Annotated in this window: 17 protein-coding genes; 14 read left to right on the forward strand and 3 right to left on the reverse strand. The window is 70.6% G+C overall.

All coding sequences use genetic code 11. The features are described from left to right. The first annotated feature begins 38 nt into the window (after positions 1-38). The 14 genes from AB1K54_RS05275 to AB1K54_RS05340 all read left to right on the forward strand — a co-directional run bounded on the left by AB1K54_RS05275 (position 39) and on the right by AB1K54_RS05340 (position 17582). Positions 39-1553 carry an ABC transporter substrate-binding protein gene (locus tag AB1K54_RS05275; RefSeq protein WP_371201675.1) on the forward strand — a complete coding sequence of 505 codons (1515 nt, stop codon included), beginning with the start codon at positions 39-41 and terminating at the stop codon, positions 1551-1553. Beyond that, positions 1550-2500, forward strand: a complete 951-nt coding sequence (locus AB1K54_RS05280) for an ABC transporter permease (protein ID WP_371201676.1) — start codon at positions 1550-1552, stop codon at positions 2498-2500. Before AB1K54_RS05275 ends, AB1K54_RS05280 begins: the two co-directional genes overlap by 4 nt. Then, positions 2500-3396, forward strand: coding sequence for an ABC transporter permease (locus AB1K54_RS05285; protein WP_371201677.1), 897 nt, complete (start codon positions 2500-2502; stop codon positions 3394-3396). Before AB1K54_RS05280 ends, AB1K54_RS05285 begins: the two co-directional genes overlap by 1 nt. Further along, positions 3393-4181 (forward strand): ABC transporter ATP-binding protein, encoded by a 789-nt coding sequence (locus AB1K54_RS05290; protein WP_371201678.1) that lies wholly within the window; start codon positions 3393-3395, stop codon positions 4179-4181. The genes AB1K54_RS05285 and AB1K54_RS05290 overlap by 4 nt, the downstream gene beginning before the upstream one ends. Then, positions 4178-4990, forward strand: a complete 813-nt coding sequence (locus AB1K54_RS05295; RefSeq protein WP_371201679.1) for an ABC transporter ATP-binding protein — start codon at positions 4178-4180, stop codon at positions 4988-4990. Before AB1K54_RS05290 ends, AB1K54_RS05295 begins: the two co-directional genes overlap by 4 nt. Positions 4991-5055: 65 nt before the next feature. Continuing rightward, positions 5056-6120 carry a M4 family metallopeptidase gene (locus tag AB1K54_RS05300; protein WP_371201680.1) on the forward strand — a complete coding sequence of 355 codons (1065 nt, stop codon included), beginning with the start codon at positions 5056-5058 and terminating at the stop codon, positions 6118-6120. Then, positions 6104-6466, forward strand: a complete 363-nt coding sequence (locus AB1K54_RS05305; protein WP_371201681.1) for a protealysin inhibitor emfourin — start codon at positions 6104-6106, stop codon at positions 6464-6466. Before AB1K54_RS05300 ends, AB1K54_RS05305 begins: the two co-directional genes overlap by 17 nt. 198 nt (positions 6467-6664) lie before the next feature. Beyond that, positions 6665-7657, forward strand: coding sequence for a MetQ/NlpA family ABC transporter substrate-binding protein (locus tag AB1K54_RS05310; protein ID WP_371201682.1), 993 nt, complete (start codon positions 6665-6667; stop codon positions 7655-7657). A gap of 77 nt (positions 7658-7734) precedes the next feature. After that, entirely contained in the window at positions 7735-8859 is a 1125-nt protein-coding gene (locus AB1K54_RS05315) for a methionine ABC transporter ATP-binding protein (protein WP_371201683.1), read from the forward strand. Between the two features lie 58 nt (positions 8860-8917). Beyond that, entirely contained in the window at positions 8918-9523 is a 606-nt protein-coding gene (locus AB1K54_RS05320) for a methionine ABC transporter permease (protein ID WP_371201793.1), read from the forward strand. Between the two features lie 9 nt (positions 9524-9532). Next, complete coding sequence (locus AB1K54_RS05325) at positions 9533-10816, forward strand: hypothetical protein (RefSeq protein WP_371201684.1); 1284 nt, start codon at positions 9533-9535, stop codon at positions 10814-10816. Further along, a complete protein-coding gene (locus AB1K54_RS05330; protein WP_371201685.1) occupies positions 10813-12036 on the forward strand; it encodes an acyl-CoA dehydrogenase family protein in 1224 nt (407 codons plus the stop codon). Before AB1K54_RS05325 ends, AB1K54_RS05330 begins: the two co-directional genes overlap by 4 nt. A 15-nt stretch (positions 12037-12051) precedes the next feature. Continuing rightward, positions 12052-13473, forward strand: coding sequence for an NtaA/DmoA family FMN-dependent monooxygenase (locus tag AB1K54_RS05335; protein ID WP_371201686.1), 1422 nt, complete (start codon positions 12052-12054; stop codon positions 13471-13473). 449 nt (positions 13474-13922) lie between these two features. Further along, complete coding sequence (locus tag AB1K54_RS05340) at positions 13923-17582, forward strand: hypothetical protein (protein WP_371201687.1); 3660 nt, start codon at positions 13923-13925, stop codon at positions 17580-17582. A 64-nt stretch (positions 17583-17646) separates the two neighbouring features. Here AB1K54_RS05340 and AB1K54_RS05345 read toward each other — a convergent pair whose 3' ends face one another. From AB1K54_RS05345 to AB1K54_RS05355, 3 genes are all read right to left on the reverse strand, one after another. Continuing rightward, the gene (locus AB1K54_RS05345; RefSeq protein ID WP_371201688.1) at positions 17647-18711 is read right to left on the reverse strand and encodes a hypothetical protein; all 1065 of its coding nucleotides are present in this window, start codon (positions 18709-18711) and stop codon (positions 17647-17649) included. Next, positions 18708-19319, reverse strand: coding sequence for a hypothetical protein (locus AB1K54_RS05350; RefSeq protein WP_371201689.1), 612 nt, complete (start codon positions 19317-19319; stop codon positions 18708-18710). The genes AB1K54_RS05345 and AB1K54_RS05350 overlap by 4 nt, the downstream gene beginning before the upstream one ends. A gap of 82 nt (positions 19320-19401) precedes the next feature. Continuing rightward, on the reverse strand, positions 19402-22302 hold the full coding sequence (locus tag AB1K54_RS05355; protein WP_371201690.1) for a discoidin domain-containing protein: 2901 nt from the start codon (positions 22300-22302) through the stop codon (positions 19402-19404). Between the last annotated feature and the right edge of the window lie 54 nt (positions 22303-22356).

The following is a 22356-nucleotide window of genomic DNA, read 5'->3' on the forward strand; positions in this document are numbered from 1 at the left end:
CCGTGCCGTCGTCGACGCAGTCGAAAGGAAACCCCCCGATGCTTCGCCGCACAGCACTCTTCGCCGCCACCGCCGCGATCGCCGCACTGGCGCTCACCGCGTGCACGGCCTCCCCCGACTCCGGCGCCACCAACGGCACGGGCGACGCCGACCCGAACGCGTCGATCACGGTCGGCCTCGTGCTCGAGCCCGACAACCTCGACATCCGCCACACGAGCGGCGCGGCCCTCGAGCAGGCGCTCATCGACAACGTCTACCAGGGCCTGGTCACGCGCGCCCCTGACGACGACAACGCGGTCGTTGCCGCCCTCGCGTCGGACTGGGATGTCTCGACCGACGGTCTCACCTACACCTTCACGATCCAGGACGGGGTGACCTTCCACAGCGGCGACCCGCTCACCATCGATGACGTCGTGGCCTCGCTCACGGCCGTGAAGGACGACGAGACGATCCAGGGCCACGGCGACTTCGCGAACGTGGCCTCGATCTCGGCGCCCGACGACTCCACCGTCGAGATCGTGCTGACCGAGCCGAACATCAACTTCCTGTTCACGCTCACCGGCCGCGCGGGCCTGGTCGTCAAGGCCGGCGACACCACTGACCTCAAGACCGCCGAGAACGGCACCGGCCCCTTCACCATCTCCGACTGGGAGCAGGGCGACAGCCTGGTCCTGGCCCGCTACGACGACTACTGGGGCCAGCCCGCCGGCGTCGCCGAGGTCGTGCTGCAGTACATCCCCGACTTCACCGCCGGCGTGAACGCCGCCCTCGACGGCTCGCTCGACGTGCTCACCGCGGTCGACCCGAACCTCGCGTCGCAGCTGGACGGCACCGACTTCACCCTCTCCACCGGCCAGACCACCGACAAGGGCACGCTCGCGTTCAACAACAAGCGCGCGCCGCTCAACGACGCCCGCGTGCGCGAGGCGCTGCGCCTGGCGATCGACCACGACGCGCTGGTCGAGGCGCAGGGCTCGGCCCAGACGCTGTTCGGCCCGATCCCGCCGCTCGACCCGGGCTACGAAGACCTCTCGGATGTCGCCCCCTACGACCCCGAGAAGGCCAAGGCGCTGCTCGCCGAGGCGGGTCAGGAGAACCTCCAGCTCACGCTGACGATCCCGTCGTTCTACGGCACGACGGTGCCCACCTACCTCGTGTCGGCGTTCGACGAGATCGGCGTCACGCTCGAGGTCGACTCGGTGGAGTTCCCGACCTGGCTGCAGGACGTCTACACGAACAAGGACTACGACCTGAGCTTCGTGCTGCACGTCGAGGCGCGCGACTTCGGCAACTTCGCCAACCCGGACTACTACTTCCAGTACGACAACCGCGAGGTGCAGGACCTGTACGCGCAGGCGCTGGCGACCACCGACGCGGACGAGTCGGCCGACCTGCTCAAGCAGGCCGCCCGCATCGTCTCGGAGGACAACGCCGCCGACTGGCTCTACCTCGGCAACACGATCACCGCGGTCGGATCGGGCGTGAGCGGGTTCCCGGTGAACTCGATCAATGTTCGCCTGAACCTGGCTGACGTGACAGTATCTCGGGGGTGACCCGGTACGCGCTCACCCGGTTGGCCCTGCTGCTTCTGGGGCTGCTGGTCGCGAGCGTGCTGATCTTCGTCACATTGCGGGTGCTGCCCGGTGACGTCGCCCAGCTGATCGCGGGAACCCAGGCGACACCGGGGCAGGTCGCGGCGCTCCGCGAGGGCCTCGGCCTCGACCTGCCGCTGTGGGAGCAGTACCTCTCGTGGATCGGCGGGGTGCTCACCGGCGACCTCGGCTCGTCGATGCTCACCGGCACGCCGGTCGCGTCGGAGCTGCTGCAGAAGGCGCAGGTCACGGTGCCGCTGGGGCTGATGTCGCTCGGCATCGCGATCGTGTTCGCGGTGCCGCTGGGCGTGCTGTCGGCGATCCTCCGGCGCCGCGCCGGAGGCACGCTGATGAGCGTCGGGACCCAGGCGCTGGCCGCCGTCCCGGTGGTGTGGGCGGGGATGATGCTCGTCATCGTGTTCGCGGTGTGGCTCGGGTGGCTGCCGGCGCAGGGGTTCCCCCGCACAGGCTGGACGACTCCGTGGCAGGCGATCCGGTCGCTGCTGCTGCCGGCGATCACCATCGGGATCGTCGAGGGCGCGATGCTGCTGCGCTTCGTGCGGTCGGCGACCCTGCAGGCGATCGGCCAGGACTACGTGCGCACGGCGGCGGCCAAGGGCCTCACCCGCAGCCAGGCGCTGCTGCGGCACGGGCTGCCCAACGTCGCGCTGTCGGTCATCACGGTGCTGGGACTACAGGTCGCCGGGATCATCGTCGGCGCGGTCGTGATCGAGCAGCTGTTCACCCTCCCGGGGATCGGACGCATGCTGGTGGCCGACGTCGGGTCGCGCGACCTCGTGAAGGTGCAGGGAGAGCTGCTCGTGCTGACCGGTTTCGTGCTGATCGTCGGCTTCGCGGTGGATCTGCTCCACCGCGTGCTCGACCCGCGCCAGAGAGAGGCCTCGTGATGGGCCGTCTGACGTGGCTGCGTCGCCTGTGGGGCATCTCCACGGGCCGTTTCGGCCTCATCGTCGTGGCGGTGATCCTCGTCACCGCCGTGGTCTCACTGCTGTGGACGCCGTTCGACCCGAAGTCCGTCGACATCGCCAACCGCTGGGCCTACCCCGGCTGGCCGCACGTGCTGGGCACGGACGGCAACGGTCGCGACATCCTGAGCCTTCTCATGGCCGGGGCGCGCACGACCGTGTTCGTCGCGGTCGGCGCGGGCATCGTCGCAACCCTCGTCGGCATCGCGTTCGCCGCGCTCGGCGCGCTCACCACGCGCCGGGTGCGCGAGTCGGTGGCGGTGTTCATCGACATCCTGATCGCCTTCCCGGTGCTGATCATCGCGATGATGATCTCGGCCGTGTGGGGCGGGTCGCTGTGGGTCGTGATCTGGGCGGTCGGCATCGGCTTCGGCGTGAACATCGCGCGCGTGACGCGCCCCGAGCTGCGTCGCGTGCTGCACAGCGAGTTCGTGCTCGCGGGCCGCGCGTCGGGCCTGACGCCGGTGCAGAACCTGTGGCGGCACCTGCTGCCGAACGTCGCTCCGGTGTTCATCGTGCAGCTGTCGTGGTCGATGGCCGTGGCCGTGCTCGCCGAGGCGGGCCTGTCGTACCTCGGGTTCGGAGCGCCCGTGACCGAGCCGTCGTGGGGCCTGCTGCTGTCGGACGTGCAGCGCTACATCGGCATCCACCCGCTGTCGGTGGTGTGGCCGGGGCTCGCGATCACCCTCACCGTGCTCGCGCTCAACCTCATCGGCGACGCACTGCGCGAGGCGACCGACCCGACCCTCTCGCACGGCCGCGACCCGATGCAGCCGCCGCGCGGCTCGATCCGGCACGTCCCGGGGGTGGTGTCATGACCCTCGAGGTGCAGGGCCTCACGATCCAGATCGGCGGGCGCACGGTCGTCGACGGCGTCTCGTTCGACGTGCCCGACGGCGCGCGGATCGGGCTGATCGGCGAGTCCGGCTCGGGCAAATCGCTCACGGCGCTCGCGATCATGGGGCTCCTCCCCGACGATGCGACCGCGTCGGGGAGCATCCGCTGGAACGGCACGGAGCTTCTGGGCATGCCCGACCGCGACCTCGCGCGCGTGCGCGGCGACCAGATCGGCATCGTGTTCCAAGAGCCCCAGACCGCGCTCAACCCGATCCGCACGGTGGGGCGGCAGATCGCCGAGCCCATCCGCATCCACCAGGGTGCGAGCCGCAGGGACGCCTGGGAGCGCGCGGTGCGCGCGGCCGAGCGGATGCGGCTGCCTGAGCCCGCCTCGATCGTCAAGCGCTTCCCGCATCAGCTCTCCGGCGGCCAGCGCCAGCGGGTCGCGATCGCGATGGCTCTGGCCGCACGCCCGCGCCTGCTGATCGCCGACGAGCCGACGACGGCCCTCGATGTGACGATCCAGGCCGAGATCCTCCAGCTCTTGCTGAAGCTCGTCGAGGACGCGGGCATGTCGCTCGTCTTCATCACGCACGACCTCGCCGTGCTGTCGCAGATCGCGACGTTCGGCGTCGTGCTCGACCACGGACGGGTGATCGAGGCCGCTCCCGTCTCGACGCTGCTGACCTCCCCCGCGTCGCCGGTCACGCAGGGGCTCCTGCGCGACGCCACGGCGACGGTGTGGCATCCGGGGGGTGTGTCATGACGCCCGCGCCTGTGCTGCTGCGCGCACGCGGCCTCACCCGCCACCACGCCAAGCCGCGCACGACGCTGTTCGAACGCCGCACCCACACGGTCGCCCTCGAGGACGCCGACATCGACGTGCGCGAGGGCAGCGCGGTCGGCATCATCGGCGAGTCGGGGTCGGGCAAGTCGACGCTCGTGCGGCTGCTGCTCGCGCTGGACGTGCCGACCTCGGGCACGGTCGAGTTCGACGGCCGCCGCGTGGACGCCACCGCCTCCGCGCGGCGCCTGCACTGGCTGCGGCGCCAGACCGGCATCGTCTTCCAGGACCCGTACGCGTCGCTGGACCCCCGCATGAGCGTCGGGCGCATCGTCGGCGAGCCGCTGTGGGCGCTCGGCATCGAGGGCGATCGGCGCGCCCGCGTGCGCGAGGTGCTCGAGAACGTCGACCTCGAGCCCGAGATGGCGGACCGCTTCCCGCACGAGTTCTCGGGCGGCCAGCGTCAGCGCATCGCGCTGGCGCGCGCCCTCGTCCACCGGCCGCGGCTGCTGATCGGCGACGAGCCGATGTCGGCGCTCGACGTCACCGTGCGCGCGCAGATCCTGCAGCTGATCGCCGACCTCCGCAGGCGCAACGGCCTCACGCTCGTGATGGTGTCGCACGACATCGGCGTCGTGCAGAACCTGTGCGATGAGGTCGTGGTCATGAAGGACGGCCGCGTGGTCGAGGAGGGCCCGACCGAGAAGGTGCTGCTGCAGCCGAACGCCGCGTACACGCGGCGCCTCCTCGCCTCGATCCCGGTGATCGATCCGGATGCCGCCGCCTCCTGAGCCCGCTCGGGTGCAAGCGGGCGCGGCGGGCGCCGATGTCTGCGGGGCGCACTAGCCTCGGACGCATGCGCCACGCGATCGTCCCGCCTTACCTGCTCGCCCGCATCGCCGCCGCGCAGGAGCCCCACCTCGCGCACGCCGCCGAGGCGGCGCGCCAGACCCTCGTCGCGCAGCGCGAGTACCGCCCTGAGCGCATGCGGCTGCGGCTGACGATCGAGAACGGCGACACGCTCGTCGCCGAGACGACGCCGGCGCCCGACCGCACGATCAGCGACGCGCAGGGCCGCGAGGCGCTGCCCGGCGTCGTGGTGCGCCGCGAAGACGACGCAGCGACGGGCGATGCCGCAGTCGACGAGGCGTTCGACGGGCTCGGCGCCACGTTCGACTTCTTGTGGGACGCGTTCGCCCGCGACTCGATCGACGGCGCGGCGGCGGCGCTGGAGGCGACGGTGCACTACGGCGTCTCATACGACAACGCGTTCTGGAACGGCGAGCGCATGGTGTTCGGCGACGGCGACGGCGAGGTGTTCGCGGGCTTCACGCGGGCGCTGTCGGTCATCGCGCACGAGCTCGGCCACGGCGTCATCGAGTCCGCCGGAGGCCTGGTCTACCGCGGGCAGTCCGGGGCCCTGAACGAGTCGATCGCCGATGTGTTCGGCGCGCTCGCCGAGCAGCACCGCGCGGGGCAGACGGCGGATGCCGCGACCTGGCTGATCGGCGAGGGCATCTTCACGTCCGCGGTCGAGGGCCGGGCGCTGCGCTCGATGATCGAGCCGGGCACCGCGTACGACGACGACGTGCTCGGACGCGACCCGCAGCCCGCGCACATGCGCGAGTTCGTCGTGACGCGCGAGGACGGCGGCGGCGTGCACATCAACTCCGGCATCCCGAATCGTGCCTTCGCCCTCGTCGCGACGACGCTCGGCGGGTTCGCGTGGGAGCGCGCGGGACTCATCTGGTATCGCACCCTGACCTCGGGTTCCCTCGTGCCCACGACGGGCTTCGAGGCGTTCGCCGAGGCGACCCTGCGCACCGCCGAAGCGGAGTACGGTGGGGACTCGGAGGAGGCCGACGCCGTCCGGTCCGCGTGGATCGGTGTCGGCGTCATCGACGGTGACTCGCAGCCCTGACCCTGACCCCGCCGCGGCAGCGGCGATCACGGTGGTGGTGGTGCGCACCGGCGGCATCGCGGGCCTTCGCCGCGAGTGGCGCGCCGTGCCGCCGCCCGAGGAACGCGAGCGCTGGATCGCGTTGATCGACGACTGCCCGTGGGAGGCCGCGACCGGCGACGGGCGCGGCGCCGACCGCTTCTCGTGGGACGTGCGCGCGCGCTGCGCAGACGACGAGCGCGACGCGACCCTCGCCGACGAGGAGGTCGACGGCCCGTGGCGCGCCCTCATCGACGAGGTGCGCGCGACGGCCGCGCCGCCGCGCGCCCCGTCGCCGCGTCGAGCCGCGTCGCCGGGCGGAGTCTAGGGCGAGCGCTCTGCGCGCCGCCCCGAACGGGGCGGATCCGGGCGCCTGTGTGAAGCAGTGTGACGCTGCGTCACGAAGCATTTCGCGGCGCGACGACGCGTGTCGAGCCGCGTTGCCGCCGCCCCGCGCCGCCCCGCACGATGGTGCGATGCCGGCGGTGGCCCACCGCTGCGACATCCACGCACCCAGGAGCACATCATGACCAACACCACCCAGGCACCGCCGGAGGGCCAGAGCGATCTGCGCGCCTCCGTCGAGGCCGGACGCAAGCGGCGTCGCACCGGCGTCATCGTCGGCGCCGTCATCGCCGTCGCGGCGATCGTCGCCGCCGTCGTCTTCGCCGTCATCGCCTTCTCGCCCAAGCCCGTCGACGACGCGTCGGCCGCCGCAGCGCCCATCCAGCTGACGATCGCCGGCGCCGGCGAGAGCGCCCTCAACGACGCCGTGAAGCTCGTCGCGGCAGAGAAGGGCCTCGAGGTCGAGTGGGTGAACTTCACCGACGACTGGACCCTGCCCAACACGTCGCTCGTCTCGGGCGAGGTCGATGCCAACGCGTTCCAGCACGGCGCGTTCCTCAGCGCCTTCAATGTCGAGAACGACGCCGACCTCGTGCCGGTCGTCTCGACGGTGATCGTGCAGTGGGGCATCTTCTCGTCGACGCTCACCGACCTCGCCGACCTCGCCGACGGCTCCCGCGTCGTGATCCCCGATGACGCTTCGAACGGCGGACGCGCGCTGGGCATCCTGCAGGCGGCGGGCCTCATCGAGGTCGATCCCGAGGCGGGCATCTTCCCGACGGTCGACGACATCACGTCGAACCCGAAGAACCTCGAGTTCGTCGAGATCAAGGCGCTCACGATCCCGCAGCAGCTCGATGACCCGACGATCTCGGCGGTCGTCGTGGGCACGAGCTATTTCGATCCCAGCCAGGGCATCACGGCCGATGACGCGCTGTACCTCGACGACGCGCTCTCGGACCACTCGCTGCCGTACGTCAATTTCGTCGCCACCCGCGCCGACAACGCCGACAGCCCGGCGTGGGAGATCCTCAAGGAGGTCTACGCCGACCCGCGCGTCGCAGCCGCTCTCGACGAGGACTCCCACGGAGCCTCGGTGATCGTCGACATCGACCCTCAGCGCCTGCAGGACAAGGTCGCCGAGCTCGAGGACTTCGCTCGCGCGCACAGCTGAGTCCGTCCGGTGATCGGGTCGCGGCATCCCCGCGGCCCGATCACCGCGTCGTCGTCCGCTTTCCCGTCAGGAGAATCATGACCACCGCCATCGCCTTCCAAGACGTGTCGAAGACGTTCACCGTGAACGGCCGCGCGTTCGACGCGCTCAAGAACGTGAACCTCACCGTCGACCACGGCGACGTCTACGGCATCGTCGGCTACTCCGGCGCCGGCAAGTCGACGCTGCTGCGCACCGTGAACGCGCTGGAGCGGCCCACCAGCGGGCGCGTCGTCGTCGACGGCCGCGACGTCGCCGCGCTGAACCCGCGGGAGCTCAGTTTGCAGCGCCAGCGCATCGGCATGATCTTCCAGCAGTTCAACCTGCTGAACTCGCGCAGCGTGTACAAGAACGTGGCCTACCCCCTCAAGCTCGCCGGGGTGCCCCACGCCGAGCTCCTCGATCGCGTCGAGGAGCTTCTGGACTTCGTCGGCCTCACCGACAAGGCCCTGCAGTACCCGAACCGCCTCTCGGGCGGTCAGAAGCAGCGCGTGGGCATCGCGCGGGCTCTGGCGAACCGCCCCGACATCCTGATCAGCGACGAGGCGACGAGCGCGCTCGACCCGCAGACGACCGGCGAGGTGCTCGAGCTGCTGCAGCGGGTCAACCGCGAGTACGGCGTGACGATCCTGCTCGTGACGCACGAGATGGACGTCATCCGCAAGATCGCGAACAAGGTCGCCGTCATGCAGGACGGCCGGGTCGTTGAGCACGGCACGGTCTATGACGTGTTTTCCAAGCCGCAGGATGCCACGACCCGCCGCTTCGTCGGCTCGGTGCTGCACCATGAGGCGGCCGAGGCGACCCTCGAGCGCATCCGCCGCGTGCACGACGGCCGGCTCGTGCGCATCCACGTCGGCAACCGCGAGACCAACGACCCCTTCCTCTCGCGCATCGCGCGCACGCACGACGTCGACTTCAACGTCGTGTACGGCGGCGTGAGCGAGCTGCAGTCTCGCCTGTTCGGCACCATCACCGTCGAACTGCTCGGCCACGACCGGCGGGTGGATGCCGCGATCGCCGATCTGCGCGGGGTCGCCGAGGTCGACGAGCTGGGCGAAGGCGCCCGCGACGCGATCGCCGACGACGCGGCCGCGATCGACGCCGCAGGCCCCTCCCCCGCGCCGGTCCGCTTCACGACCCAGGAGGCCCGCGTTGCCTAGCATCGACCTCGACACCCTGCTGCCGAAGATCCTCAAGGCGCTCGGCGAGACCCTCATCATGGTGACCGGCGCGTTCCTGTTCGCGTCGATCGCGGGGGTGCTCCTCGGACTCGTGCTCTACGCGACGCGCAAGGGCAACCTGCTCGAGAACGGGCCCGTGTTCACGGTGCTCAACGCCATCATCAACGTCATCCGGCCGATCCCGTTCATCATCGTCGCCGTCGCCCTGATCCCGGTGACGCGCATCGTGATGGGCACGGGCATCGGCCCGGTCGCGGCGATCTTCTCGCTCGCCGTCGTCGCCAGCGTCGCGATCGCCCGCATCGCCGAGTCGAACCTGGTCGCGGTGGATCCCGGGGTCATCGAGGCCGGCAACGCGATGGGCGCGCGCCCCGCGCACGTGCTGTTCACGATCGTCGTCCCCGAGGCTCTGGGCCCGCTCACGCTCGGCCTGACGTACATCTTCGTCGCGCTCGTGGACGCCACCGCGGTCGCGGGCGTCATCGGCGCGGGCGGTCTCGGCAACCTCGCGATCACGTACGGCTACCAGCGCTTCGACTGGTTCGTGATGTTCGTGGTCATCGCGGTGATCATCCTGCTGGTGCAGGTCATCCAGTTCATCGGCAACCGCGTCGCCCGCCGGGTGATGCACGAGAACGTGTAGGGCGGCGAGATGGCTGATCCGATGCATCCGGATGCGGGCGCCCGGGGGACCTTCGATCGCGCGAGGTTCGACGCGTTCCTGGCCCGCCTGCGCGTGGACGCGCTCGCGCGCGAGACCGACCGCCGGCTGCTGTTCGACGAGGTCGCGCAGCTGCAGAGCCTGGGCTTCGGCTCGCTGCGGGTGCCCCGCGACCTCGGCGGCGCGGGGCTCTCGCTCGAGCAGGTGTTCGAGGTGCTCATCGACCTCGCGACGGCGGACTCGAACCTCGCGCATCTCACCCGCGGGCACGTCGCGTTCGTGGAGTCGCTGCTGCTCGCGGGCCTGCGCGACGGCGTCGAGCCGACCGCGCGCGAGGCGCGCTGGGCGGCGCGCCTGGTCCGCGGCGACCTCGTCGGCAACGCCCAGGCCGAGCGTCAGGAGCTCAGCGAGCTCAGCACGCGGCTCGAGCGCGACTCCGACGGCGCGCTGAGGCTCACGGGCGCCAAGTACTACACGACCGGCAGCATCTATGCCGACTGGATCCACCTGGCCGCCCTCGACGGCGACGAGCGCGTGGCCGTCACCGTCTCGGCGGCGCTTGCCGGCGTACGGTCGATCGACGACTGGGACGGCTTCGGGCAGCGCCTGACCGGCAGCGGCACGACGACCTTCGAGGCGGTGCTGGTCGACGAGGACGAGGTCGGGAGAGGACGAGCGGATGCCGCCGCCTGGCCGTACCTCGGGTCCGTCTTCCAGCTGGTGCTGCTCGCCGTGGTCGCGGGCATCGTCCAGCGGGCGCTCGAGGACACCGTCGCGTTCGTGCGCGAGCGCCGCCGCACGTTCGGGTTCGCGGGCGAATTCCGCCCTCGCGACGACCGGCTCGTGCAGTCGGTGGTGGGCGCGCTGACCAGTGCCGCCCACGGCACGCGCGCGCTCGTGCTCGACAGCGCGCGCACGCTCGACCGCACGCTCGAGGGCATCCGGTCCAAAACGGCGGCCGAGGGCGCGGCACGCGACGCGCAGCTGGAGGTGTTCCGCGTGCAGCAGCTCGTGCTGCCGCTCGCCCTCGACGCGACGAGCCGGCTGTTCGAGGTGGGCGGCGCGAGCGCGGTGAGCACGTCGCTCGGACTCGACCGGCACTGGCGCAACGTCCGCACGGTCGCCTCGCACAACCCCGCCGCGCAGCGCGCCGCCGCGCTCGGCGAGTGGGAGCTCAACGGCACCCTCCCCGACTGGGGTGCGCCGGCCGCGCCTACGGCTCCCGCCGCACCCACCGTGGCGGAGGACGCCGCCGCCCAGGGGGTCGCGCGATGACGCTCGCCGAGCCTGCGACGGCGGCGGCATCAGCGGATCTCGTCTCGCGCTTCGCTCCCGTGTTCGACGAGGTCGGCGAGGGCGCCGTCGAGCGCGAGCGCGACCACCGGCTGCCCTACGCCGAGGTCGAGCGGCTGCGCGCAGCCGGCTTCACGCGCGTGACACTGCCCGTCGAGCACGGCGGACACGGCGCATCCCATGCCGAGTTCTTCGACCTTCTCGCCGAGCTCGCGCGGCGCGACCCGAATCTCGCGCAGCTGTTCCGCTCGCACTTCAGCTTCGTCGACCGCACCGTGCTGTCGCCGCCCTCGCCCGAGCGCGACGCGCGGCTCGCGCTCGTTGCCGCAGGCCGCATCATCGGCAACGCCTCGCACGAGCGCTCGGCCGCGAAGGTCGGCTCGTACGACACGAGGCTGACGCGGGCCAGCGACGGCGGCCTGCGCCTCGACGGCACGAAGTACTACTCCACCGGCACGCTCTTCGCCGACTTCACCGGCGTGGCGGCGGTCGACGACCACGGCGATCTCGTCAGCGCGCTCGTCGCGACCGACGCGCCCGGCGTGCGCCGCATCGACGACTGGACCGGCTTCGGGCAGCGGCTCACCGGCAGCGGCACGACGGTGTTCGAGAACGTGGGGGTGACGGACGCCGACGTGGTGCGGCTGCGCCGCGGGGAGCGGCCGTCGCACGGCTCGGCGTTCGTGCAGCTGGTGCTGCTGGCCGTCGTCGCCGGCATCGGCCGGGCGATCGTCGACGACGCGGTGCGCTTCGTGCGCGCGCGCACGCGCAGCTACAGCCACGGGAGCGCCCCGACCGCGCGCGAGGACCCCCTCGTGCAAGAGACGCTCGGCGACCTCGACGCGGCCCGGTTCTCGGCCGACTCCGCGGTCGCCGCGATCGCGCGCGCGCTCGACCGCTCCACCGCCGCGTTCCTGCAGGGCGCCCCCGACGACCAGCTGCGCGCGCTGGTCGAAACCGCTGACGCCGACACCGCACGCGCCCAGCTCGTGGTGCTTCCCGCGGTGCTGGATGCCGCGACCCGCCTGTTCGAGGTCGGCGGCGCGAGCGCGACCGACGTCGGGCTTGCGCTGGACCGCCACTGGCGCAACGCCCGCACCGTGGCATCCCACAATCCCGCCCGCTACAAAGCCCGCGCACTGGGCGACCTGCTCCTCAACGACGTTCCCGTCGCCGGCTGGTGGAGCACCGGCGAGTCCTGATCGAAAGGCACGACCTTGTCCGAGCCCAAGAAGCTCATCCTGAACCTGTTCGAGATGAACACGGTGAGCCACATCAGCCACGGACTGTGGTCGCTGCCCGGAAACAACCGGCACCGTTTCAACGAGCTCGAATACTGGACCGAGCTCGCCCAGATCCTCGAGTCGGGCGGCTTCCACGGGGTCTTCCTGGCGGATGTCGTCGGCGCCTACGACACCTTCCGGGACGGGCCCGAGACCGCGATCCGCGAGGGTCTGCAGATCCCGTCGAACGACCCGCTGCTGGTGATCCCGGCGATGGCGGCGGTCACCAAGCGCCTCGGCTTCGGGGCGACCTTCTCGACGAGCTACGAGCCGCCGTTCACTTTCGCGCGGCGCGCCTCGACCCTCGACCACCTCACCAAGGGGCGGTTCGGCTGGAACATCGTGACCTCGTACCTGCCCAACGCGGCGCGCAATTTCGGGCTCGACGGCGAGATCCCGCACGACCGGCGCTACGAGATCGCCGACGAGTTCCTCGACGTGGTGTACAAGCTGTGGGAGGGCTCGTGGGACGACGACGCGGTCGTGATCGACCGCGAGCGGCACGTGTACACCGATCCCGCCAAGGTGCGCTACATCGACCATGTCGGCGAGCACTACCGCGTCGCAGGCCCCCACCTCGCCCAGCCGTCGCCGCAGCGCACACCCGTGCTGTACCAGGCGACCGGCTCCCCCGCCGGCACCGAGTTCGCCGGCCGGCACGCCGAGCTCGTCTTCACCGGTGGGCGCACGACGGCGGACTTCCACCGCAACGTCGCGAGCATGACCGCCGCCGCCGAGCGTCACGGCCGCTCGCGTGACGACATCAGATTCATCGTGCAGGCCGGGGTCGTGGTGGGCCGCGACGACGAGGAGGCCGCCGACAAGTGGCGCACGTTCCAGTCGAACCTGAGCGTCGACGGCATCCTCGCCCACGGCGGCGCGCGGCTCGACCTGACCGCCCACCCCCGCCACGTCACCGTCGCCGAGGCCGTCGCCAAGGCGGGGCTCGAACCCCAGGACGTGCCGTTCCTGCCGCTGCACAAGACCGTCGGCGAGGCGCTCGACGGGCTTCGCAGCAGCCGCGAGGGGCGGTTCTTCGTCGCCGGCTCGCCGACGACCGTCGCCGACCAGATCGAGAAGTGGCTCGATGAGGACGGCGTCGACGGCATCAACCTGCGCCAGTACCACTCCTTCGGCACAGCGCAGGACTTCACCGAGCTCGTCGTGCCCGAGCTTCGCCGCCGCGGACGCCTCGAACCGGCCGGAGGCGAGCCCACGACCCTGCGCGACGCCCTGTTCGGCCGCGGCGACCGTCTGCCGTCGACCCACATCGCAACGCGCTACCGTGGGGGCGCGAACCTCGACGTGCCCGTGGCGCCCCTGCGCTTTGCCGACCACGACCAGCGCGCGGCGTAACCTGCCGACGCGCTTGCTCCCTGCGGCCGCGAAGGCCCCAGAGCACAGGCCGGACGGGGCTGCCTGAGCCGCGTCCACTCATGCGGCTTGTGGAACGACACTCATCCCGCCGCTCCGCGCCCTCAGATCGGCCGTCGGCGACCCGCATCCGTGGGTGAGCACCCCCGCGTCGCGTTAGACAGAGAGCAATGAGGCGCGCGAGGCGACAAGACCTCCGCCCTCGGACCTACGAGCTGCCGACGAGATCGGGATTGCGTGTGATGCGACCGAAGACACGAACGCTGACGGTGCACCGAAGCAGGCAAGACGAGGGCACCCCACGCCCCCGACACCGGCTGGCTCGCACCCACCCGGCACTGGCCGCCGCAGCGCTTCTCGGAATGGTCGGCGCGGCCCTCGCGTCCCCTCTCCCGGCGACGGCGGCGCCGGGAGACCGTTTCGACTCGAACGTGCCGACCGTGTTCGTCGCCCAGTCCGCCCTTGGGGGGACGACGGGCCTGTACCGCGCCGAGACGTCCGGCGACGGAAGCTATGCCTTCTCCCCGGAAGGGCCGGCCCTGACTGGGGGAACGTACAACGCGATCGCGTTCAACAGTGCGGACGGATACATCTACGGCGCGGTCGTGTCGGACATCGGGGATATTCCGGCCAGATCACTCGTGCGGATCGGACAGAGCGGCACGGTCGCTCGAGTGGGTGGGAACCTGTTCGGAGCAACCCAGTGGATCGGTGCGTTCAATCCGGAGGATGGACTGCTGTACACGACCCACGGCACTTCGGAGCTGTATCCGATGCTGTACGCGGCCAACGTGCAGACCGGCTCGATCAACGCCGTGCTCCCCCTGAGCGGCCAGTGGGTCTTCGCCGACATGGAGTATCAGGGCGGCTATTTCTGGGCGATCAACTACCTCGAAGGGCCGCAACACAACAGCATCCTGCGAATCGACCCCAGGACGGGCGAGGTCAAATTCTTCCCCGGCGTGATCCCCGCCGAGTTCACCGGTCCGTGGGGAGCGGTATGGCGGTTCGGCAACGGAAATCTCGGGTTCTCGAATAACGCGACAGGAACGATCGCGCAGGTGAAGATCACCGGCGCGACGACGGAGTCGCCCGTCATCGAACTGGTGACCCTCGTCGACGGGCCGGCCTCGAGTGGAAACGACGGTACGGCCATCCCGGGGCTTCCTGCGGATCTTCGCATCGAGAAGACCACGCCTGCCATGTTCGAGGCGGGAGGTCGTGTCACGTACGAGCTCACCGTCACCAACGACGGGCCCGGCATCTCGAGCGGGTGGCTGGTGATCGACCCGCTGGACCCGAACCTTGAGAATATCGTCGTCACCGGCCCCGCGATGTCGGTGGTCGAAGACGGTGTGATCAAGATCAACGGCGGCCGGATGGCGCCCGGCGACGCCGTCACGATGCAGATCTCCGCCGATGCCTACGTGGAGCCGGACGTGTGCCTCACGAACACCGCGACCGTGATCGGAAACGAAGCGGATCCCGAGCACGACAATGATGCGGACACCGCGGAGTCGTGCGCGGTCTGGCTGGCGATCGAGAAGACGACGGATGCGACGTCCGCGTCGCGTCCGCCAGACACGGTCACCTACACGGTGACAGCGACCAACATCGGCGCCGGCGACTACACCGAGGCGCAGCCGGCGGTCATCATCGACGACCTGTCCGCAGTGCTCGACGACGCGGTCTACAACCTCGACGCGCACCCGACCCGTCCCGGCGGCTGGGTGCAGTATGCCGAGCCGCTGCTGCAGTGGTCCGGGCCGCTGGCGTCGGGCAGGTCGGTGAGCCTGACCTACTCCGTGACGCTGCAGCCCGGAGGCGACGGCAGGGTGCGCAACGTCGCCTGGCAGCCGGCCGACCCGTCCACGCCCACGACACCCGACTGCGACGGAACCACCGCGAGAAGTCTGTTCGCAGCCGAGCCGTGCGCGACGACCGAGTTCCTTCTGCCGAAGCTCAGCATCACCAAGACCACCGATCGCACGGAACTGCCGGCCGTCGGCGAACGGCTGCGCTACACCGTGACGGTCACCAACCCCGGCCCAGGCGATTTCACGGAAGCGGCGCCCGCCTCGGCGACCGACGATCTGGCCGGCGTGCTCGACGATGCGACGCTCGACCTCGCGACGATCACCGCCTCGGCCGGGCAGGTCTCGCATCTCGATGGTGTGCTGTCGTGGTCGGGCCCCCTCGCTGCGGGAGCCAGCGCGTCGATCTCGTACGAGGTCGTCTACACCGGAGCGGGCGATCGGGTGCTGGAGAACTCAGCCTGCGTCGACGAGGTCGACCTCGCAGCCGGCCAGGAGCCGTGCGCCACCACGGCCGTCCCTGGCGCAGCCCTCAACATGTGGAAGACGGTCACCTCGTCCGACGTCCCGGCCGTCGAGGGATCCGTGCTCACATACACACTGTTCTTCGAGAACGAGGGACTGGCCGACGCCGTCGTCAGTGCCGTCGATCTTCTCGAACACCTCGTCGACGATGCCGAGATCACGTCCGAGCCGACTTCGGACACGCTGTCCGTCGTCCGCGATGTCGATCGCATCACGATCACCGGCACGGTCGCGCCGAACACGATCGCGACCGTGACCTACGCCGCCACCGTCAAGCCGGACGGCAGCCGCGGGGACGATCACGCGGCGAACTTCCTCGTGCCGGACGATCCGGACGATCCGCAGACGCCACCGCAGAGCAACGAGTGCCAACCGGCCGACCCGCAGTTCCCGGACTGCACGGCGACCCCCATCGGAGCGATCTCCTTCGTCAAGTCGGTCACGGCGTCCGCCTCCCCGCTGCGCGCTGGATCGGTGCTCACGTACACGATCGACATCGTGAACACCGGGGCAACGCTCATGGTCGTCGATCGTGACGACATCCTCACCGACGTCCTCGACGACGCGACCCTGCTGCAGCAGCCGACGTCGGACGCGGCGACCGTGACCACCACGAACGTCGTCGGCGACGCGTTCTCGATCCGCGGCACACTCCCCGCGGGCGGGCGGGCGAAAGTGACGTACAGCGTCACCCTGAAGGACGTGGACGAGCGCGGCAACAACACCGCCGTCAACTTCCTCCTCGCGCCGGGTGACGCTGCGCCGGCCGAGTGCGCCGCAGAGGATCCGACGTGCACGGTGACGCCCCTGCCCGCCCTCGAGGCCTCGAAGCGGTCCGATCCGGAGACCGGGTCCAGAGTGATCCCCGGCCAGGTCGTCGCCTACACGCTGACGTTCACGAACTCGGGCGAGGCGGCCGCGGAGGCGGACTACACCGACGACCTTCGAGACGTCCTCGACGATGCCGCGCTCACGGCCGGACCGCAGTCCTCGAACCCGGCGATAGCGGCCGTTCTCACCGGAGAACAGCTGCGGATAGAGGGTCCGCTTCTGCCGGGCGAGACCGCCGTGGTGTCCTACGAGGTGACGGTCCGTGCGGACGACGAGCGCGGGGACGACCGTCTCGCCAACCTGCTCGCGGAGAACGGTCGCGAGCATTCCGGCTGCGACGACAGCGCTGTCTCATGCACGGAGCACGGCGTGCCGCGGATCGTCGCCGTCAAGAGCGTCGACCCGGAATCGGGCTCGACCGTGCATGCCGGCAACGAACTCGTCTACACGCTCGCATTCGAGAACGACGGCGCCGCCCCCGGCGACGTCGCCTTCGTCGATCACCTGGCGGGAGTCCTCGACGACGCCGAACTCGTGGGCGCGGTGACAGCCAGCGGCCAGCTGTCGGCCGATGGCCCCACGGGCGGTCAGCTCACCATCACGGGCCCGCTCGCACCGGGCGAGCGAGCGACGGTCAGCTACACCGTGCGCGTGGCTTCGAACCCCGGTTCGGGAGACCGCCACCTCGTCAACTTCCTGACCCCTGCGGGGCTGGAGCCCGCGGGTGTGTGCGTCGCAAGCGACCCGAGGTGCACCGAGAATCCGATCGCGCCGCCGCCGTCCCGAAGCGAGCTGCCCTTCACCGGATCGGTGCTTCCCGTGGGTGCCGCCATCGGGGCAGCGCTGCTGCTGCTGGCCGGCGGGGCTGTTCTGGCCGCGTCCTGGCGCCGCCGCGACGCACTGTCGAGTCGCGGACGGTGAGGTGAGGTGCGGGGCGGACCACTCGACCTCACCGTCCGCCCCGTCCTCACCGCTCGGGGGACCGTCACTCCTCGGCGCTGAGTTCGTCCCCGCCCGCATATGACGGCCCGCGCCGAAGCTGCCGACCACGAGCACGACGACCCGCGCCGAGGCGGCGGACGACCAGCATGACCAGGAGTGCGACGAGCAGTCCGAGCGTCAGCTGCGTCCAGGGGATCGCTGTGACGAGCACCTCTGTGCGCGCCGTGGGCACACTCACATCCGAGCCCGGAATCGTCGCGGCGTCGACGGCGACGCTCACGCCGACGAGGCCGGTCGGCCACACATCGTCCAGCACGAAGGCGCCTGTGCGGACGTCGCCGGGGGCCAGTTCTCGCACGGTCCCGGGGTTCACGCGCCTCGCGGCGCCAGAGGCGGCGGCGCTCTGGCCGGTGAGGCCGATCCCGAGGCGGGTGTTGCCGGTGTTGCGAACCGTGTAGCGGACAGTGACGCTGCCGGGCTGGAACGGGTTCAGCGAACCGTGGTAGTCGCCCAAGGCCTCCACGGCGAGGCTCGGCGTCAGTTCACCGGCAACGCGGATCATGACCCGAAACCCGATGCGACTGTCCACACCGACCACGTTCGCTCCGGATCCGCTGCCCTCGGCGGCGATTCCGGCGGCGACTCCCGCCGGATGATCACCCGGGGACGCGTTCTCGGGCACGTGAATGGTGAACGGGACGACGGCTGCCGTCCCTGCCGGAACGTGCGCGCTCTCGGGAAGAGAGATCCAGCTCCCCGCGCCGACCGAGGCCTCCGACCGGGGCAGGATGTTGAACCGTCCGGTGTCGGTGAAGTAGCCGTCCGCCGCCTGGAGGACGAACTCCGCGTCCTGCCGGCCGAGGTTGCGCACCTCCAGGTACTCGTGCGACGTCGATCCCGGGTCGAGCGTCGACTCGACCCAGGATCGACCGTCCGCGCCCATCGGGCCGGCCGGACGCACCGACCAGGTGACCGCGCCATCGTCGGGGGCAGGCGCCGCCGCGGACGCGACCGGCTCGCCGATCGCCACCAGGGCGATCGCCGTCGCCGCGGCCACCGCCTGCCGAATCCATCGGGCGGCGCCGAGGGCGCGGATGCGCGCGTTCATTCGAACAGCGAGAGCGTGATCGTCGAGGCGTAGACGCCCGGTGCGACATCGGGGGCCGTGGACAGCGCGAGGTCGGCCGACGCCGTCCAGGAGCCTTCCGCGTTGACCGAGGCCGAGTCCAGCGTGCTCGCCAGCAGCTCGCTCGTGGTCAACCCCGAACCGCCGTCGAGGGCGCCGCGCACGGGTTCGCCCGCGAACGCCTCTCCAGAGCCGCTGTAGTCGACGAGCTTGGGCGTCCAGCCGAGATTCGCAGCCGGAATCGGTGCCTGACCGGTCGCGCCGATGAAGTCCGACGCCGTGCCCAGGACGTACCATGACGCGCCGGGGCGTATCTCGTCGAGCGAACGGGTGTCGGTCACGGTGACGCTCGGCAGCGCGCCCGTGAAGCGTCGGCGCAAGGGATCCGACCCGTTCTCTGCGAGTGCGACGCTGCCTCCGGCCACGGTCATGGCGAGCACCCCGGGCTGGTCAATCTGCGCGATCTCGACGGTGACTTCGACCTTGCCGTCATCGTCGGGCGGTTCGGCGGCGGCGGCGATGGCCGATCCGGAGGTCGCGAGTGCAGCGATGGCCAGCAGTCCGGTCGTGATCTTCAGCGGTTTCGTCATGATGGGGTCCTGTCGGGAGTGGATGGGGATGCCGAGTCGAATGCGGTCGCGGAGGGCGCGGGTGTGCTCGCAGGCTCGCGAATCAGCCCGCGCATGAGAGGGCCGGATAGGCGACGGTGACCGGGTCGCTGCCGGGGATGGTCGCGGTGAGCGCACCGGCGTCGATCGAGGTGGAGCGCACGGGGAAGCCGGCCGCCGCAGTCTTTCCCGGGGCGAGGTCGCGCAGCGTCTTCGTCCCGAAGGCAGAGCTCAGCGTGAGGTCGAGCGGTCGATCCGACACGTTCACCGCCGAGGCGTACAGATACGCCTTTCCTGCGAGGCATCGCGGACTCGCTGTGACCTCCACCGGTTGCGGGACGGGATCGGCTTGGCCGAACACCTGCACTTCGGCCAGGCTCAGCATGGTGGCCGCGGTGTCCAACTGCAAGCGCACATAGCGGCCCCGTGCGTCGATGGGCAATGCGGACGGGCGTCCGACGGTCTCGGCGAGGAAGTACGAGCGGACTGCCTCATCCGCACCGACGAGCGCGGGGTCGTCCTGCGTGATCGGATCGTCCGAGACGAACACCCAGATTCCGGACGCCCGCGACTGGCAGCAGTCGGTCCGGTTCCACAGGATCAGGCCGCCGATCCGCGACACCGATCCCAGGTCGACCTGCCACCAGGGCCGGTCGTCTCCCTGTGCGGTGTGCTGGTAGCTGGTGCCGGCCGTCGAACCGTCGACGGCCGCTGCGGGCTCCAGACGCGCGCCGGATTGGAACACGAAGGTGCTGGACTGCGTCGCCGGTCTGCCCAGCGCGAGATTGGCCCCGGCCACGACGATGAGCGGCACGGTCGTGGTGACGGTGTCGTCGCTCTCAGCGTCATCGGCCGTCGCTGTCACGGTCACCGGAACTCCCGCCGAGAATCCGCCGACGGGGGTGACGTCGAAGGCGGCGGTGCTCGTGGCTCCGGGGGCGACGCCGGTGAAGGTGCCGGGCGACGCGGCGACGACGCTCCAGCCGTCGGGCCATTCGACCGACACCTGAAGCGAGTCGAGTGTGTTCTCACCGTCCGCATTGGTCACCGCGACGTCGATGCGCGCGGGCACGCCGGCCACCAGCGGTTGGGTCCTGGCCACGGTGATCTGAAGGGGCGCGGGAGCGAACACCTCACCGGGTGGGTTGGCGCCGGCTGCGGCGGCGACGGCCGTCGCGGCTGCCGGCAGGTAGGTCAGCGACTCGTGCTGATCGGTCTGCGTGCTGCCATTGCCGTTCATCTTGCGCGGCTTGCCCGTGGACCAGTTGCCTGAGGCGCTGTTGTTGATTCCGTATGCCGCCCAGTTCGACAACCAGGTGGAGCCTGGGCTGCCGGTGATCACGTTGCGGTTGACCGTGAAGTGGGAGCTCTGCTCGTCGAGGTAGATGGCGTTCGCGTCGTAGTGCTTGTGGATGTAGTTCTCGTTGATCGTCGATCCCGGCTGCGGTCCCTGGGTGTAGATCGCGCCGGCGTCGTGCTGCTCGGACCAGGGCATGACCGCGTCGATGATGCGGTTGGCGTCGATGCGGTTGTCCTTCATGTAGGGGCTTCGTGCGACCGTCTGATTCCATCCCCAGCCCAGCGAGATGCCCGAGTACGGCAGCTGCTCGAGGGTGTTGTGGCTGATGGAGGTCTCGGCTTCGTACCCGCCCCAGATCCCCACGGCGTCCGTGTACTCCCGGCCGGGGCTGCGGACGACGTTGTGCTCGTACGTGTTCGACCGCGATTCCAACTCGGCCGGCGGGTTCGGCTCCATGTCGCCGGTGTAGATCGCGCCCGAGGACAGGTCTTCGAAATGCGAGTGCGTGACGCCGCTGGACTGCGTGCCTGCTTCGAGCACGACGCCTGCGCCTCCGGTGTGCAGCACCCGCACCGCGTCGAGAAGCACCGATCGTCCGCTGCGCACGAGGATGGCTGACGCGGGCTTGGTGTAATAGCGGCCGGCCGCGTCTCGCGGGCCGGTCTCACCGGTGAGGGTCAGACCCGCCTGCATTCCCGCATACCCCTCGGCGGTGCCGGGCTGCAGCCAGGCGCTGTGCTGGAAGCCGAGTCGTTCGACGCGCACGTCGTGTACCGGATCGCTCGCGGTTCCCGCGATCCGCAGCAGGGTCTCCAGTCGCGGCGTGTAGAACGTCCGGGCGTTGGGGTCCTCGCCGTCGGCGGCCTGGTAGGTGACGGTCTTTGCGGCGGAGTCGTATGCGAACTCGCCAGGCTCCGAGATGAAGGATGCCGATCCGACGAACTCTCGCACCCCCAGATAGTCGGGGCTGTTGATCGCCTTGGTGTCCCAGGCCGGACCGACGCGCCCGGTTCCGCTGCTGGAGTTGGCCCAGCAGGGCTGTTTCATGATGAGGGCGTCCGCGGTGGTGCGGGCGACGGCGCAATGGTAGTTGCGCCAGCGAATCGCGATGACGGCCTCGACGTCGGCGACATCCGGGAGCGCCAGGAGCCGTGCAGCTCCCGGGCCGGTGAGCCCTTCGCGGGTGACGACGCAATCGCCCGGGTTGCAGCGGTCGGACTTCGCGGGCGTCAGCCGCACATCGTCGGCGAACAGCTGCCGGATCGGGCCGCCGTCCGCGGCCCGACCGCGCCACAGATTCGCGGCGCCGTCGACGGGCTCCCACTGGCCGACTTCCACTCCGCCACTGAGGATGGGAGCTGCGCCTTCGGCTGCGCGCAGGATCGTCGGCGCATCGCCGGTGCCGCTGCTGTCCGCACCCAGCACGAGCGTCTCGCGGAGTGGATACCGACCGCTCAGGAACTCGACGACCGCCTGGCCGCGGGCGGCGGTGGCGGGAAGCTGGTCGATCGCGGTGCTCGGTGAGCACGGCGCCGGTGCGGTGCAGTCGGTTCCGGCGCCTGTCGGCGAGACCGTCAGCACGATTGGATCGGCTGCGGCCGCCGCGGGCGCGCTGCCCGCGCTGACGAGGCTCGCGATCATCGCGACGGCGAGCGCGACGCCCACCGACGTTCGCGTCCGCTGCCGCGCGGGGGAATCAGGGGTACTGGGTCTCACGAT

It is taken from the genome of Microbacterium sp. BWT-B31 (genome assembly GCF_041379855.1).
GTDB lineage: Bacteria > Actinomycetota > Actinomycetes > Actinomycetales > Microbacteriaceae > Microbacterium.